This window comes from Methylobacillus sp. (assembly GCF_036844465.1).
In the GTDB taxonomy this organism is placed as follows: Bacteria; Pseudomonadota; Gammaproteobacteria; order Burkholderiales; family Methylophilaceae; genus Methylobacillus.
Genome location: NZ_DAIUFW010000002.1, coordinates 196,192 through 209,967 on the forward strand (window position 1 = coordinate 196,192; position 13,776 = coordinate 209,967).

Consider the following 13,776-nt stretch of genomic DNA (forward strand, 5'->3'; position numbering starts at 1 on the left):
TAGATGAGGCGTTTTCTGCTGGCGGTGCTGCTGGCAATCCCGGCTGTGGTTACTCATGCTGAATCTGAAGACCCCTGGCTTATGTTGCAGAAAGCTGTTCATGCAGCTCGCGACCTGAGTTACAAAGGGGTATTTATTTATCAGGCGGGCGACCATATCAAATCAGTCCAGATCACTCACACCAATACCGGTCATGGTGAATATGCCCGTATGGTAGTGTTGGACGGTACGCCTCGTGAAATGCTCAGCCAGGGCGGTGATGTAGTCATTTTTAGTTCCAAGAATGAAACCGTCATCATGGAAAAACGTCGGGCGCATAACCTGTTTCCAGCAGTGCTCCCAGATGATATAGAACATCTCAAAATCGGCTATCAGGCGAGAGTGGGCAATATAGAGCGTATTGCAGGCCGGGAGGGAAGGGTGGTTTTCCTTGATCCGCGCGATACCCTGCGTTATGCCTATAAATTCTGGATGGATAGGGAATGTGGCTTGCTGCTCAAGTCGCTGATGATGAATGACCAGAAGCAAATGCTGGAACAGATGGTTTTCAGCCAGGTGAACATGGTGGAGGATCAGGGCATGGACTGGTTCCATCCCAATGTCGATCAAGGTAAGCACTATATTCTTGAGGAAACCAAGGCGCGACCTGCCCAGGCTGTCGCTAACTGGACCATAGGTGAATTGCCCCCAGGTTATCGCAAGGTGGAGCAGGTAACCCGCATGGTGCCTGGAAAATCGGCACCAGTTACTCAGGTATTGTTCACTGATGGACTGGCTTCCGTTTCCCTCTTCATTGAACCTTTGTCCAAAGGTGTTCGTCCCAAGATAGGCCAGACCTCGAAAGGAGCAACTCACTTTTATGCCAACGTCAGCAAGGGTTATCAAGTTCTCGTGGTAGGTGAGGTTCCTGCCGAGACGGTGGCGCGGATTGGCAGTGTGGTCAGTTTCAAGTAAACATCATTTGATACTCAAGCGGTTTTAGGGAGTTTAATATTAAATTTCAGTGACTTAAGTAGATCTGACTTGCAGCCATAAGAAATGGTGCTGTGCGCGAAAGATGTGAGAGTTGGCTGTTGGCGGTTAAGACAGCGTATGAAGATGACGTATTAACGAGGTGAATCAATGTTCAAGAAACTCATTGCAGTTTCAGCAGTTTGGTTGTCGGTAGGGTTTATGGCAGCAACACCGGTTATGGCGAAGGAGTTGCCCGATTTTACGGAGCTGGCAGAGAAGCAAGGGGCGGCGGTTGTCAATATCAGTGTGACGCAGGTAATGCAGGCAGGTTCTGGTGGTCCGCCATTCCAAGGCATGCCTGATGATGAAGCGCTGAACGAGTTTTTCCGTCGGTTCGGTATTCCGGGCTTTCCTGGCGCTCCGCGTGGGCCTGGGGGAGCACAGCAACCTGAATACAAATCCCAGTCGCTTGGCTCCGGATTCATTATCAGCAATGATGGCTATATCCTGACCAATGCCCATGTAGTGCGCGAGGCGGATGAAGTGATCGTTAAGCTCAACGACAAGCGCGAGTTCAAGGCCAAGATCATAGGTACGGACCGCCGCACGGATGTGGCATTGCTCAAGATTGATGCGACCGGCCTGCCCAAGGTCACCATCGGTAATCCTGAGCAATTGAAGGTCGGCGAATGGGTCGTGGCGATCGGTTCGCCCTTCGGCCTGGAGAGCACCCTGACGGCGGGTGTGGTGAGCGCCAAGGGACGCGCCTTGCCGCAGGAGAATTTCGTGCCTTTCATCCAGACTGATGTGGCCATTAATCCCGGCAACTCGGGCGGTCCGCTGTTCAACCTCAAGGGTGAGGTGGTTGGGGTGAATTCCCAGATTTACAGCCGGACCGGAGGTTACATGGGCTTGTCCTTTGCAATTCCGATCGATGTGGCGATTGATGTATCCAACCAGCTCAAGGCTTCTGGCCGCGTGGCGCGTGGTTGGCTCGGGATCGGCATCCAGGAAATCACCAAGGACCTGGCAGAATCCTTTGGCATGAAGGGTACCAGCGGTGCATTGGTTGCTGGGGTGGAAAAGGGTAGCCCAGCTGAAAAGGGCGGCCTGGAACCAGGCGACGTAGTGGTTAAGTTTGACGGCAAGCCCGTGACGACATCTGTGGATTTGCCGCGTATCGTCGGCACAACCAAGCCAGGCAAGCAAGTGCCTGTGGAAGTGCTGCGCAAGGGTTCCACCAAGGTGCTGAGCATTACCTTGGGAGAAATGCCTGTCGACAAGGATGAAGTCGTGGCTTCTGCGCCATCCAATGCCAAGCCTGAGGCCAATAAACTGGGGCTGACCTTGCGTGAGCTGGCGCCCCAACAGCGCCGTAACCTGAATGGCCGCAACGCGCTGGTTGTGGTGGATGCACAAGGCAATGCCGCGCAGGCGGGTATCCGCCGTGGCGATTTGATCCTGGCCTTGAACAATACCGAGGTGCAAAGTCTGGAGCAGTTCACCAAGCAGGTCAATGCCGTGCAGGCGGGTAAGACCATCGCGTTGCTGGTGCAGCGGGAAAACAATACCCTCTATGTGCCAGTCAAGATAGGCAAGTAATAGAGCATGCTAAGAGCCGGTATTTGCGGTAGAATCCGACTCCAATAATATGTTGTAAAAGGGCGCTGCGGCGCCCTTCTTTACTTGGCTCAAATCTAGATAACTCCATGAAGAATATTCGCAATTTCTCTATCATCGCGCACATTGACCACGGCAAATCCACACTGGCTGACCGTATCATCCAATTGTGTGGCGGTCTTTCCGACCGTGAAATGGAGGCCCAGGTGCTGGATTCCATGGATATTGAGCGCGAACGCGGCATTACCATCAAGGCGCAGACAGCCGCGCTGGAATACAAGGCGTTGGATGGGCAGGTTTACAATCTCAACCTGATTGATACGCCGGGACACGTCGACTTCTCCTATGAAGTCAGCCGCTCCCTGGCAGCGTGTGAAGGCGCATTGCTGGTGGTGGATGCGTCGCAGGGCGTGGAAGCGCAGAGCGTGGCAAATTGTTATACCGCGATCGACCAGGGTGTGGAGGTGGTGCCTGTCCTCAACAAGATCGACCTGCCTGCTGCTGATCCTGAACGCGTGATGCAGGAAATCGAGGACGTGATCGGCGTCGACGCTTCCGAAGCAGTGCGCTGTTCCGCCAAGACCGGCATGGGTGTGCAGGATGTGCTGGAGATGATGGTTGCCAAAATTCCGCCGCCGGTCGGCGACCCGGAAAAACCGCTCAAGGCATTGATCATCGACTCATGGTTCGACAACTACGTCGGGGTGATCATGTTGGTGCGCGTAGTGGATGGCGTGCTCAAGCCCAAGGACAAGATCCGCATGATGGCGACCAAGACGACCTATCTTTGCGAGCAGGTTGGCGTATTCACGCCCAAATCACGTCAACGTCCTTCGCTGTCTGCAGGTGAGGTGGGTTTCATCATCGCAGGTATCAAGGAGCTGACCAGTGCCAAGGTGGGCGACACCATCACGCTGGCGGACAAGCCGGCAAGCGAGCCATTGCCAGGATTCCAGGAGGTCAAGCCGCAGGTGTTCGCTGGACTTTATCCTGTTGAATCCAATCAGTTTGAAGCCTTGCGCGAAGCATTGGAAAAACTGCGCCTCAACGATGCGTCGCTGCAATTCGAACCGGAAAATTCCAGTGCGCTGGGCTTTGGTTTTCGTTGCGGCTTCCTCGGTCTGTTGCACATGGAAATCGTGCAGGAGCGCCTGGAGCGCGAGTACGATATGGATCTCATCACCACCGCGCCGACGGTGGTGTACGAGCTGCTGCTCAAGAGCGGCGAAGTGGTGCAGATCGAGAACCCTTCGCGTCTGCCCGAGCCATCGCGCATTGCCGAGATTCGCGAACCTATTATCACCATCAACTTGTTGATGCCGCAGGATTATGTCGGCCCGGTGATGACCTTGTGCAACAACAAGCGTGGCATCCAGCGCAATATGCAATATATGGGGCGTCAAGTGATGTTGAGCTACGAAATGCCACTCAACGAGGTGGTACTGGATTTCTTCGATAAGCTGAAATCCGTCTCACGCGGCTACGCCTCCATGGATTACGAATTTCTGGAATTCCGTGCAGCTGATCTGGTCAAGCTGGATATCATGGTCAACGGTGAGCGCGTCGATGCGTTGTCGTTGATTGTGCACCGTGCAAACAGCGTCTACCGCGGCCGCGAGTTGGTGTCCAAGATGCGCGAGCTGATCCCGCGCCAGATGTTCGATATTGCGGTGCAGGCCTCCATCGGTGCCAACATCATTGCGCGCGAAACCGTGAAAGCCATGCGCAAGAACGTGCTCGCCAAGTGTTACGGCGGCGATATCACCCGCAAGAAGAAACTGCTGGAGAAACAGAAAGAAGGCAAGAAGCGCATGAAGCAGGTGGGTAACGTCGAAATTCCGCAGGAAGCGTTCCTGGCGATTCTGCGTGTGGAAGATAAATAAGGTTGAATAACCGCAGTATAAATAAGGTGGAAGGGAAATGATGTTTGCATTGTTCATGGTGGCGGTACTGGTGCTGACCGGTATCATCTGGTTACTGGACAGCCTGTTCTGGCGCAAGAAGCGCGACCCCGATGCCCCTGATCCGGTGATCGTGGAGTATTCCAAAAGCTTTTTCCCCGTGATCCTGGCGGTATTCGTGATCCGCTCCTTCATTATCGAACCGTTCAAGATTCCTTCGGGTTCCATGATGCCAACCTTGCTGGCTGGTGATTTCATCCTCGTCAACAAGTTTAGCTATGGCTTGCGCGTGCCTATCCTCAACCATACCTTTTTTGAAGTTGGTCATCCGCAGCGTGGCGATGTATTCGTTTTCCATTACCCGCCTGATCCTTCCATCGACTATATCAAGCGTGTCGTGGGCGTGCCGGGTGATCAGATCGCCTATCGCAACAAGCGCCTCTATGTAAATGGACAGGCGGTGCCGACCGAGTATGTCGATGACTACAAATATGTCGGTTCCGGCCTCAATATGATTGTTACCAAGCGTTACAACGAAAAGCTGGGAGATGAGCAACACAACATCCTCATCGAAGAAAATGGCATGGCATTCGATGGTGAGGTGGAAGTGCCGCCAGGTCATTATTTCGCCATGGGTGACAACCGTGATAACAGTAAGGATAGCCGTGTCTGGGGTTTTGTGCCCGAGGATAACCTCGTGGGCAAGGCATTTTTGATCTGGTGGAATTTTGATGACTTTGGCAGAATTGGCACCAAGATTAAATAAAGGGGAGCCGGCATGAAAAAACAGCAAGGTCTGACATTCCTGAGTCTTGTCGTCGTGATTGCGGTTGGTCTGTTTTTCGCAATGCTGGCGATGAAGCTGGCGCCTTCTTATATCGAGTATTTTTCCGTGAAAAAGGCAATAGCCCGCATTGCCCATGATCCGGCATTTTCCAGCATGAGCAAGGCAGACATGATCAGCGCTTTCCAGAAGAGCGCGACCATTGACGATATCCGCAGTATCGGTGCAAAAGACCTTGCCTTCCTGCGCGACGAAAACGGCAAGACCGTGCTTTCCGTTGATTACCAGGTGGTAGTGCCCTTGTTCTCCAATGTCAGTGTATTACTCGATTTCGAGGCTTCAACCGACAATGTCCGTTGATGGCCTGTTGTTCCGCTGGGTCTGTGCATCATCATGCACGGGCCTTGTTTCCCTTATTTCCAGGTTGTCGTCATGAGCCAGAATAGCCTGGTGCGGCAGCTTGCTTATGATTTCAAGGACAAGCAGCTGCTGACGCAAGCCTTGACGCACCGTAGCCATTCTGTCGGTAATAACGAACGCCTGGAGTTTCTTGGCGATGGCGTACTGAATTTCCTCATTGCCCATCAGCTATACCAGCGCTTTCCCAAACTGCCGGAAGGCGATCTCAGCCGTTTGCGCGCCCAGCTGGTCAAGGAGCAGACCTTGAGTGAAGTGGCGGCCAGCCTGGATGTAGGCGAATTTCTGCGGCTGGGTGAAGGCGAGCTCAAGAGCGGCGGCTGGCGCCGGCCATCGGTGCTGGCTGATGCCATGGAGGCCATTATCGGCGCGGTTTTCCTCGATGGCGGCTATCCGGCTGCCGAAGCGCTGGTGAAACGCTTGTTCCTGCCGCGGCTGGAAAGCATAGACCCCAAAGCTATCGGCAAGGATGCCAAGTCTTTGCTGCAGGAGTTTTTACAGGGCCGTAAGATAGACCTGCCGGAATATACGGTGCTGGCCACCGAGGGCGAGGCACATTGCCAGATTTTTCATGTCAGATGCCATATTGCCAAGTTCCAGATCACGACTGAGGGCAAGGGTTCCAGCCGCCGTGCGGGTGAGCAACAGGCCGCCCAGTTTGCCTACGAGCAATTGCTCGAAAAAGGAAAAAAATGACTTCACATAACGCATTCCGCTGCGGCACTGTCGCCATTGTCGGGCGCCCCAACGTGGGCAAATCCACCTTGCTCAACCATATTCTGGGACTCAAGCTCAGCATCACCTCGCGCAAGGCGCAGACGACACGCTATCGCTTGCTGGGTATTCATACCACGGATGATACCCAATACCTGTTTGTAGATACGCCGGGCTTTCAGCAGAAACATATCAATGCGCTGAACCGCACGCTGAATCGCACTGTTACCCAAGTGTTGAGCGAGGTGGACGTGGTGCTGTTCGTGGTAGAGCCGAGCAAGCTGGGCGATGCCGACCGCAAGGTGCTGAGCTTGCTGCCGAGAAACCAGCCGGTATTTCTGGTCATCAACAAGGCCGACCTGATGGAAGATAAGGCGCAACTGCTGCCGTTGATTGAGACCTTTAGCCAGGAGTTCAGCTTTACCGGCATTATCCCGGTCAGTGCCAAGCGTAATCTCAATCTTGATCAGTTGCTGGCTGCGGTGCGCGAGCAACTGCCGGAGCAGGAAGCGATCTATGGTGAAGATGAACTGACCGACCGTAACGAGCGTTTTCTCGCCGCTGAACTGCTGCGCGAAAAGGTTTTCCGTCTGCTTGGCGACGAAGTGCCTTACTCCGTGGCTGTAGAAATCGAGAAATTCGAGCAGGAAGGTAATCTGCGCCGCATTCATGCCGCCATCATCGTGGATAAGGAAAGCCAGAAGCCCATGCTGATCGGCAAGGGCGGTGAAAAGCTCAAGCGTATCTCCACCGAGGCGCGGCAGGATATGGAAAAGCTGTTCGGCGGCAAAATCTGGCTGGAAACCTGGGTCAAGGTCAAGGGTGGCTGGGCCGATGATGAACGAGCCCTCAAGTCCCTGGGCTACTAATTACGCAGCTTGCGTGCTGAGGCAAATACTGCGTTGCCTCGGCTTGCCGTACTTGGTGTATTGTCTGCGCCGTTCCGCCTTGTCTTTGCCTCAGCACGCAAGCTGCGTCTGAGTTGGGGTTGGGGTGTATGGTAAATTCTCAGACCACTTTTCATTCAATGCTATAAAACGCGATTGACCTTTATCGTTGATACCTGACAGTCACTCATGGCCGTTACCATTTATCGCCAAGACAACCAGCCAGTTTTCGTGCTGCACACTTATCCCTTCAAGGAAACCAGCCTGGTCGTCGAGCTGTTCAGCCGCGAATTCGGGCGAGTAGCTGCTGTCGCCAAGGGCGCGCGCCGTCCGCGTTCGGCCATGCGCGGTATGCTGCAGGCTTTCCAGCCCTTGCAGGCGACTTGGTCTGGCAAGGCGGAACTCAAGAACCTGCACAGTATGGAATGGGGTTCCGGGTTGCTGTTGTTACGCGGCGAAGCGCTGATGTGCGGCTTTTATCTCAATGAGCTGCTGTTACGCCTGCTGCCGCGTGAGGATGGGCATGATGCCTTGTTTGATTACTATGGGCAGACTTTGCGCATCCTTGCCCAGGAACAGGTGCCGCCAGCAACCACCCTGCGCCGTTTCGAATTGAAACTGTTGCAGGAACTGGGTTATGCGGTGCCGTTGCAGCATGATGCTGAGGGTAATGATGTGCAGATTGGACAGGTGTATTCTTACGCTGTGGAGCATGGCGCAATGCGTGCGAGCGGACATGTGCCACAGGCAAATAGCGTACAATTAACCGGCAAGACCTTGCTCGACATGGCTCAGGATCATTACAGCGACCCGTTAACCCAGCAGCAGAGCAAGCAGTTGATGCGGCTCCTGCTGGCGCATTATCTGAACGACAAACCCTTGCATACCCGACAATTACTCATGGATCTACAGGCATTATGAAGCTAGGCGTCAATATCGATCATGTAGCCACCCTGCGCCAGGCGCGCGGCACCCAATATCCCAGCGTGGTGCAGGCTGCCTTGCGGGCGGAAGAGGCAGGGGCGGACAGTATCACCATCCATTTGCGCGAGGATAGGCGCCATATTCAGGATGCCGATGTATTTGCCTTGCGCCCGTTGCTGCAAACCAAGATGAACCTGGAAATGGCGGTGACCGATGAAATGGTCGGTATCGCGCTCAAGGTCAAGCCACAGGATGTTTGCCTGGTGCCCGAGCGCCGTGAGGAACGTACGACTGAGGGCGGACTGGATGTGGCTGGCAATTTGGGCACAGTCAGGGCCGCCTGCAAAACGCTGGCCGATGCCGGTATCCGCGTTTCCCTGTTCATCGGGCCGGATCTGGAGCAGGTGGAAGCTGCCAAGGCAGCAGGTGCACCGGTGATTGAGATACACACCGGCGCATTCGCGGAAGCGGAAACCACTACCGAGAAGCTCACCGAGCTGCAGCGCATCCGCATGGCGGTGGACCATGGTCTGTCGCTTGGTTTGACTGTCAATGCCGGGCATGGCCTCAATATCCACAACGTGCATGAAATCGTTGCAATTCCGGGCATCGAGGAACTCAACATTGGCCACGCCATCGTGGCGCATGCCCTGTTCGTAGGGTGGGAATACGCAGTGCGCGAGATGAAGGCCTTGATCGTGCAGAAGTCGAACTAAGCTGCCAGCCATGATTTACGGGATAGGCACCGATATTGTCGAGGTTGTGCGCATAGAAGAATCTCTCCATCGCTTTGGCGATGTCTTCGCCCAGCGTATCCTCAATGACGTGGAATGGGCGGAATACCAGGCCAGCCACGTCAAGGCCAGGTTCCTCGCCAAACGCTTCGCGGCCAAGGAAGCCTTTGCCAAGGCGCTGGGGACCGGCATCCGCGGCGCGGCCAGCTTCGGCAATATCGGGGTCGGGCATGACGCGCTGGGCAAGCCGGAATTGCAGTTGGCGCCTGTGTTGCAGCAATGGCTGGAGGAAAAAGGGGTGAGCAGGCTGCACCTTTCCATCAGCGATGAGAAAATGCTTGCTGCTGCCTTTGTGGTGCTGGAAAAAGACTGAGCAATGCGTGTTGTATTAAGTTTGATCCTGCTGATTGCGGGATTTTCGGCGAATGCCGAGCAGTGGGAATTGGCAGGTGAAAGCAGCGCTGGCAAGCATTATGTTGATCATGCCAGCGTGGTGCGGCAGCCTGCCGGACATTTATTTAGCGCGCAGACCAGGGTCGACCAGGCGGATGCCAGTGTCTGGATCACGACATTGCAGGTGGATTGCAAAACGCACCGCTTCAGCTACCTGAAAGGTGTCCAGTTAAAGGATGGCAAGCAGGTGGTCAGGTTTGATGCGCCCCGCGCTGAAGAGGTCATCAGCCCAGGCTCCTTGCCGGACCTGTTGCAGCAACGCTACTGCGCGCAAGCGCCGCAGGTAGCCAGGCCGCCACAATGGGAAGTGGTCAGCAACAGCAATACAGGTGAGGTCGCGCTTGACCGTGCTTCGCTGCATACATCTTCCAACGGGTTGGACTCAAGCACGATATTCACGGTCAATACCCGAGTCAAGCCATTCAACAAGAACGAGCAGACGCTGAGCACCCTGCAATTCGACTGCGCGCAACAGACGTTCAGGGTATTGCAGGCGCAGCGCGTGCGTAACGGCAAGACCGAATCATTGTTCGATACTCCGCAACCTTACGCTCCTGTCAGCAAATCAGCCACGGCGCAGCATCTCGCCAAGGCGGTGTGTAGTCCCCCTCCCAAACAGGCGCGCAACCCGTTCCAGGAAGATGCCTGCAAGGCGGCATTGAGCGAGCTGCAGGCGCTGGAAGGGAAAGTGCAGGCTGAGGTCGATGCCAATGCATTGTATTGCGATGCCATGCAGCAATATCTCGATCAACTTTCCCGCATTGCTGACACAGTAGAAAAGAATCATTGCGCCATTCACCGGCTAGATGAATACCAGCGCCAGATTCGTGCAGCCGAGTGTGATGAGCCGTTGAATGAGCACTGAGCATCAGCACATCGACTTCGAGCGTCGTTTTGGCGGCGTGCGCAGATTATATGGAGCAGCGGCGCTGGAGCGTTTTCAGCAGGCCCATGTATGCGTGATCGGCATGGGGGGCGTGGGTTCCTGGGCTGTGGAGGCGTTGGCGCGCAGTGCGGTGGGCAAGCTGACTTTGGTGGACCTGGACAATATTGCCGAATCGAATGTCAATCGCCAGTCGCATGCGCTGGAGGGCAATTTTGGCATGGCAAAAGTGACGGCAATGGCCGCGCGGGTGCAGGCGATCAACCCGCTGGCAGAAGTGCGGGAAGTGGAAGATTTCATTACTCCTGATAACCTTGACGCGCTATTGAGTCGGCCATATGACGTGGTGCTGGATGCCATTGATGATGCACGCGCCAAGGTGGCGCTGGCTGCCTGGTGTCGTCGGCACCGTATTCCGCTGGTGATGGCGGGTGGTGCAGGTGGACGTATCGATCCTGCGCGCATCAAGGTGGCGGACCTGGCGGAAGTTCATGGCGACAGGCTATTGGCAAAAGTACGCAACCAGTTGCGCCGCGACCATGGATTCCCGAAAGGGCTGGACGGCAACAAGCCCGGCAGCAAAAAGAAGCTGCAGAAATTCGGTATTGCCTGTGTCTATTCAGATGAGCCTCTGCGACAGCCAGAAGCCGCTTGCGGTACGGATACCGAAGCAATCACAGGCCTGAATTGCGCTGGTTACGGCTCGTCGGTGGCAGTCACCGCATCCTGCGGCATGATGGCGGCCGCGGAAGTGCTCAAGATATTGCTGGCAGAGTAAATCCAGAGCTATTTTGCTGATTGGGCGATCGCGCGCTCGAATTCGGGAAAATAGCGCGAAATCACCGAAAGATCGAAGCTGCGCAGGATACTGGTGTTGGGTTCCCGCAGCAGGAGAAATTCAAAGGAGCGCCGCACCAGCTCCTGGGCGTCAAACTGCCCCTGGCTAAGATGGTGAGCATATTCCGGCGTGACGGTTACCCGGTGCACGGTGGATGAGGCTGCTTCAATCTGCACTTCAAACAATTGCTCAGCCAGCTTGTTGACCACGATTGTTGCCATTGCAGTCTCCTTTCAGTTTCAACTAATCAAGTTTTCCAGTGAAAAGCCAGTCACTTAAAAATCGTACCGCAGCGAGACGCCCACGGTGCGGGGCTGGCCGGCGGAAGCCGCGTAGGCATTGCTGCCGGTATTGGAAAGCCCGAGGAAGTAACGCTTGTCCAGCACGTTGCGCGCCCAGAGCGATATATCCCACTGATGGCGGCCATGCTGCATGCGTAAGCCGCTGCTAAGGTTGAGGATGCCGTAGCCGGCAATTTTCGAATAGCTGGAGTTATTGATATCGGCATAGGTCTCCGAACGCCAGTTGTATTGCATCGAGGTGTAATGCTCCACATTGTCCGCCGGATTCCAGCGCAATAGCGCGCCGGTAGCGAAAGCCCAACGTGCCGCGCCGTTGACGTGGTTGCCGGCAATGCTGCGTACGCCCTTGCCATAACCGCTGTCTATGGTGCCGCCCGGCCCGTTGAACTCTTCGGCAGGCGTGGGGGCCGTGCCGCGGTCAAAACGCGCATCGGTATAGGCACCGCTGAAGTTCAATTGCAGGTGGGAATTCACCTGGCCGCGGATATCCAGTTCCACGCCCTTGCTGGTGATGTCGCCAACATTGGTGAGCAGGCCGGTGTAGGTGTTCTGGATGGCGGTGTTGGTGGCGGCCTGGTAATCCTCGACCTTGGTGAGGAACAGGCTGGTGTTGGCGACCAGGCGCTGATCCAGCCAACTGGACTTGATGCCGAATTCCAGGTTTCTGGCTTTTTCCGGAGCGATATCCAGGGCATCCGTTCCCAGCACGGCGCCGGGCGAGGCGATACCATTGATATTGAATCCGCCGGATTTCTCGCTGGAGGCGAATGTCGCATAGCCCAGCACATTTTCTGTAATCCGGTAACTCGCAGTGAGCAGGGTGGAAATGCTTTCATCAGTTTTGCGTTGAACCCCGGTGTCGTAGAACGATAGCAGCGGGTTGGGGATAGGCAGTGCCGGGATGATTTGGTCCTGAACCACGCGTGCCTGCTTCTTTTCCAGGGTGTAGCGCAGTCCCGCTGTCAGATCCAGACGGTCGGTGAGGTGCAGGCTGCCCTGGCCAAACAGGGCATAGCTGCTGGTCTTGGCGTAGCCGCGCCCTGCCAGGCTGGAGTTATTAGGATAAATCGTGCTGAGCAAGAATGCATCCGGACCCGTCACGTAGGTTTCATGGTTGCCGACATCCTGATAGTAATAATAAGCGCCGACTACGTAATCGAACCGGTCGCTCAAGGGCGATGCCAGCCTGATCTCCTGCGAATACTGCTTATGCGTGACATTGGCCCCGCCGGTGATGGCATTCAAGTCCGTGCGATCCATGTCATTGTGCGGCTTGAATTCCCAATGGCGCCAGGCTGTGATCGAGGTGAGGGTATAACCATTCAGATCCCAGTTGGCTTCGGCCGATAGGGCATCCTGTTGGGTATGCACGCGCTGCCTACTGTTCAGCGTGACCTTGTAATCCTTGGGGTTGTAGTTACGGTTACTGGCTCCAAGGCTATTGGCATGGGTAAGGGCATCGGTAGCGTTGGAGCCCGGCGTGCCTGCGGGCAGATAGGCAGCAGGGTTCTCAGCGATAAACGGGAATGTTGCCAGCGGAATATAGGCGTTTGGCGTCCACGGCCCATAACGATAAGGCACCAGGCTGCCAGTGCTGGAATCCTCCTCGTGATGCTCGGCGATCAGCCGTACGCTGAAATTTTCGCTGGGCTTGAGCAGCATCTGGCCTCGCACGCCTGTCCGGTTGATTTCGTTCAAGTGTTTGCCGTCATAAGTGTTCTTCACCCAGCCATCGTCATGGGTCTTGTAGGCGGCAATGCGAAAGGCGGCTGCATCGTTGATGGCCTGGTTCAGCATGGCCTTGTATTGCGCATAGTCACGCGCGCCGAAGCTGATTTCCGCGCTGGCTTCATCCTTGAAAACCGGTTTTCGGGTAGTAATGTTGAGCACGCCCGCCGTGGTGTTCTTGCCGAACAGGGTGCCCTGGGGGCCTCTCAGCAGGTCGAGTTGTTCTATATCCAACAGGTCGAATACCGCCAGGCCAGGACGGCCAAGAAACACATTGTCGATATACAGGCCAGCACTGCCTTCCAACCCCTCGTTGGCCGGGTTGTTGCCTATGCCGCGAATGGCGATGCTGGATTGGCGTGGCTGCAGGAATTGCGCCGTGAGGTTGGGCATGAGCTGCGGGAGGTCCTGCACCTGGTAAATCCTGCTGGCTTCGAGTTGTTCTCCCTTGATCACCGATATGCTGGCGGAAACATCCTGTTCTTTTTCCAATCTGCGCCTGGCCGTGACGCTGGTGATTTCCAGCTCCTGCATCTGCTTTTCCTGCGGGGCAGATGGCTCATCGGCATGGCTGAGGCCGGACATAGCGAGAAAAGACAGGCTGATATTGAGGGTAAGGCGCTTCAAGATTGGAATT

Annotated in this window: 14 protein-coding genes; 12 read left to right on the forward strand and 2 right to left on the reverse strand. The window is 55.3% G+C overall.

The annotated features are described in order from the left end of the window. The first annotated feature begins 3 nt into the window (after positions 1 to 3). The 12 genes from V7Z75_RS03295 to V7Z75_RS03350 all read left to right on the forward strand — a co-directional run bounded on the left by V7Z75_RS03295 (position 4) and on the right by V7Z75_RS03350 (position 11,049). Positions 4 to 954 (forward strand): MucB/RseB C-terminal domain-containing protein, encoded by a 951-nt coding sequence (locus V7Z75_RS03295; protein ID WP_334107186.1) that lies wholly within the window; start codon positions 4 to 6, stop codon positions 952 to 954. 168 nt (positions 955 to 1,122) lie between these two features. Beyond that, the gene (locus V7Z75_RS03300; RefSeq protein ID WP_334107187.1) at positions 1,123 to 2,556 is read left to right on the forward strand and encodes a DegQ family serine endoprotease; all 1,434 of its coding nucleotides are present in this window, start codon (positions 1,123 to 1,125) and stop codon (positions 2,554 to 2,556) included. 107 nt (positions 2,557 to 2,663) lie between these two features. Further along, positions 2,664 to 4,457, forward strand: a complete 1,794-nt coding sequence (gene lepA / locus V7Z75_RS03305) for a translation elongation factor 4 (protein WP_334107188.1) — start codon at positions 2,664 to 2,666, stop codon at positions 4,455 to 4,457. A 37-nt stretch (positions 4,458 to 4,494) separates the two neighbouring features. Next, positions 4,495 to 5,241 (forward strand): signal peptidase I, encoded by a 747-nt coding sequence (gene lepB / locus V7Z75_RS03310; RefSeq protein WP_334107189.1) that lies wholly within the window; start codon positions 4,495 to 4,497, stop codon positions 5,239 to 5,241. A gap of 12 nt (positions 5,242 to 5,253) precedes the next feature. Next, complete coding sequence (locus tag V7Z75_RS03315) at positions 5,254 to 5,619, forward strand: DUF4845 domain-containing protein (RefSeq protein ID WP_334107190.1); 366 nt, start codon at positions 5,254 to 5,256, stop codon at positions 5,617 to 5,619. 72 nt (positions 5,620 to 5,691) lie between these two features. After that, entirely contained in the window at positions 5,692 to 6,372 is a 681-nt protein-coding gene (gene rnc / locus V7Z75_RS03320; RefSeq protein ID WP_334107191.1) for a ribonuclease III, read from the forward strand. Then, a complete protein-coding gene (gene era / locus V7Z75_RS03325; protein WP_334107192.1) occupies positions 6,369 to 7,259 on the forward strand; it encodes a GTPase Era in 891 nt (296 codons plus the stop codon). The genes rnc and era overlap by 4 nt, the downstream gene beginning before the upstream one ends. Positions 7,260 to 7,466: 207 nt before the next feature. Then, positions 7,467 to 8,198 carry a DNA repair protein RecO gene (recO, locus tag V7Z75_RS03330; RefSeq protein ID WP_334107193.1) on the forward strand — a complete coding sequence of 244 codons (732 nt, stop codon included), beginning with the start codon at positions 7,467 to 7,469 and terminating at the stop codon, positions 8,196 to 8,198. Further along, positions 8,192 to 8,917 (forward strand): pyridoxine 5'-phosphate synthase, encoded by a 726-nt coding sequence (gene pdxJ / locus V7Z75_RS03335; RefSeq protein WP_334107387.1) that lies wholly within the window; start codon positions 8,192 to 8,194, stop codon positions 8,915 to 8,917. The genes recO and pdxJ overlap by 7 nt, the downstream gene beginning before the upstream one ends. A gap of 10 nt (positions 8,918 to 8,927) precedes the next feature. Further along, on the forward strand, positions 8,928 to 9,308 hold the full coding sequence (gene acpS, locus V7Z75_RS03340; protein ID WP_334107194.1) for a holo-ACP synthase: 381 nt from the start codon (positions 8,928 to 8,930) through the stop codon (positions 9,306 to 9,308). A gap of 3 nt (positions 9,309 to 9,311) precedes the next feature. Continuing rightward, on the forward strand, positions 9,312 to 10,253 hold the full coding sequence (locus tag V7Z75_RS03345) for a surface-adhesin E family protein (protein ID WP_334107195.1): 942 nt from the start codon (positions 9,312 to 9,314) through the stop codon (positions 10,251 to 10,253). Further along, positions 10,243 to 11,049: a tRNA threonylcarbamoyladenosine dehydratase gene (locus tag V7Z75_RS03350; RefSeq protein ID WP_334107196.1), complete on the forward strand. Its 807-nt coding sequence runs from the start codon at positions 10,243 to 10,245 to the stop codon at positions 11,047 to 11,049. Before V7Z75_RS03345 ends, V7Z75_RS03350 begins: the two co-directional genes overlap by 11 nt. 8 nt (positions 11,050 to 11,057) lie before the next feature. Here V7Z75_RS03350 and V7Z75_RS03355 read toward each other — a convergent pair whose 3' ends face one another. Then, positions 11,058 to 11,330: a hypothetical protein gene (locus V7Z75_RS03355; RefSeq protein WP_334107197.1), complete on the reverse strand. Its 273-nt coding sequence runs from the start codon at positions 11,328 to 11,330 to the stop codon at positions 11,058 to 11,060. A 54-nt stretch (positions 11,331 to 11,384) separates the two neighbouring features. Next, positions 11,385 to 13,766, reverse strand: coding sequence for a TonB-dependent receptor (locus V7Z75_RS03360; protein WP_334107198.1), 2,382 nt, complete (start codon positions 13,764 to 13,766; stop codon positions 11,385 to 11,387). Between the last annotated feature and the right edge of the window lie 10 nt (positions 13,767 to 13,776).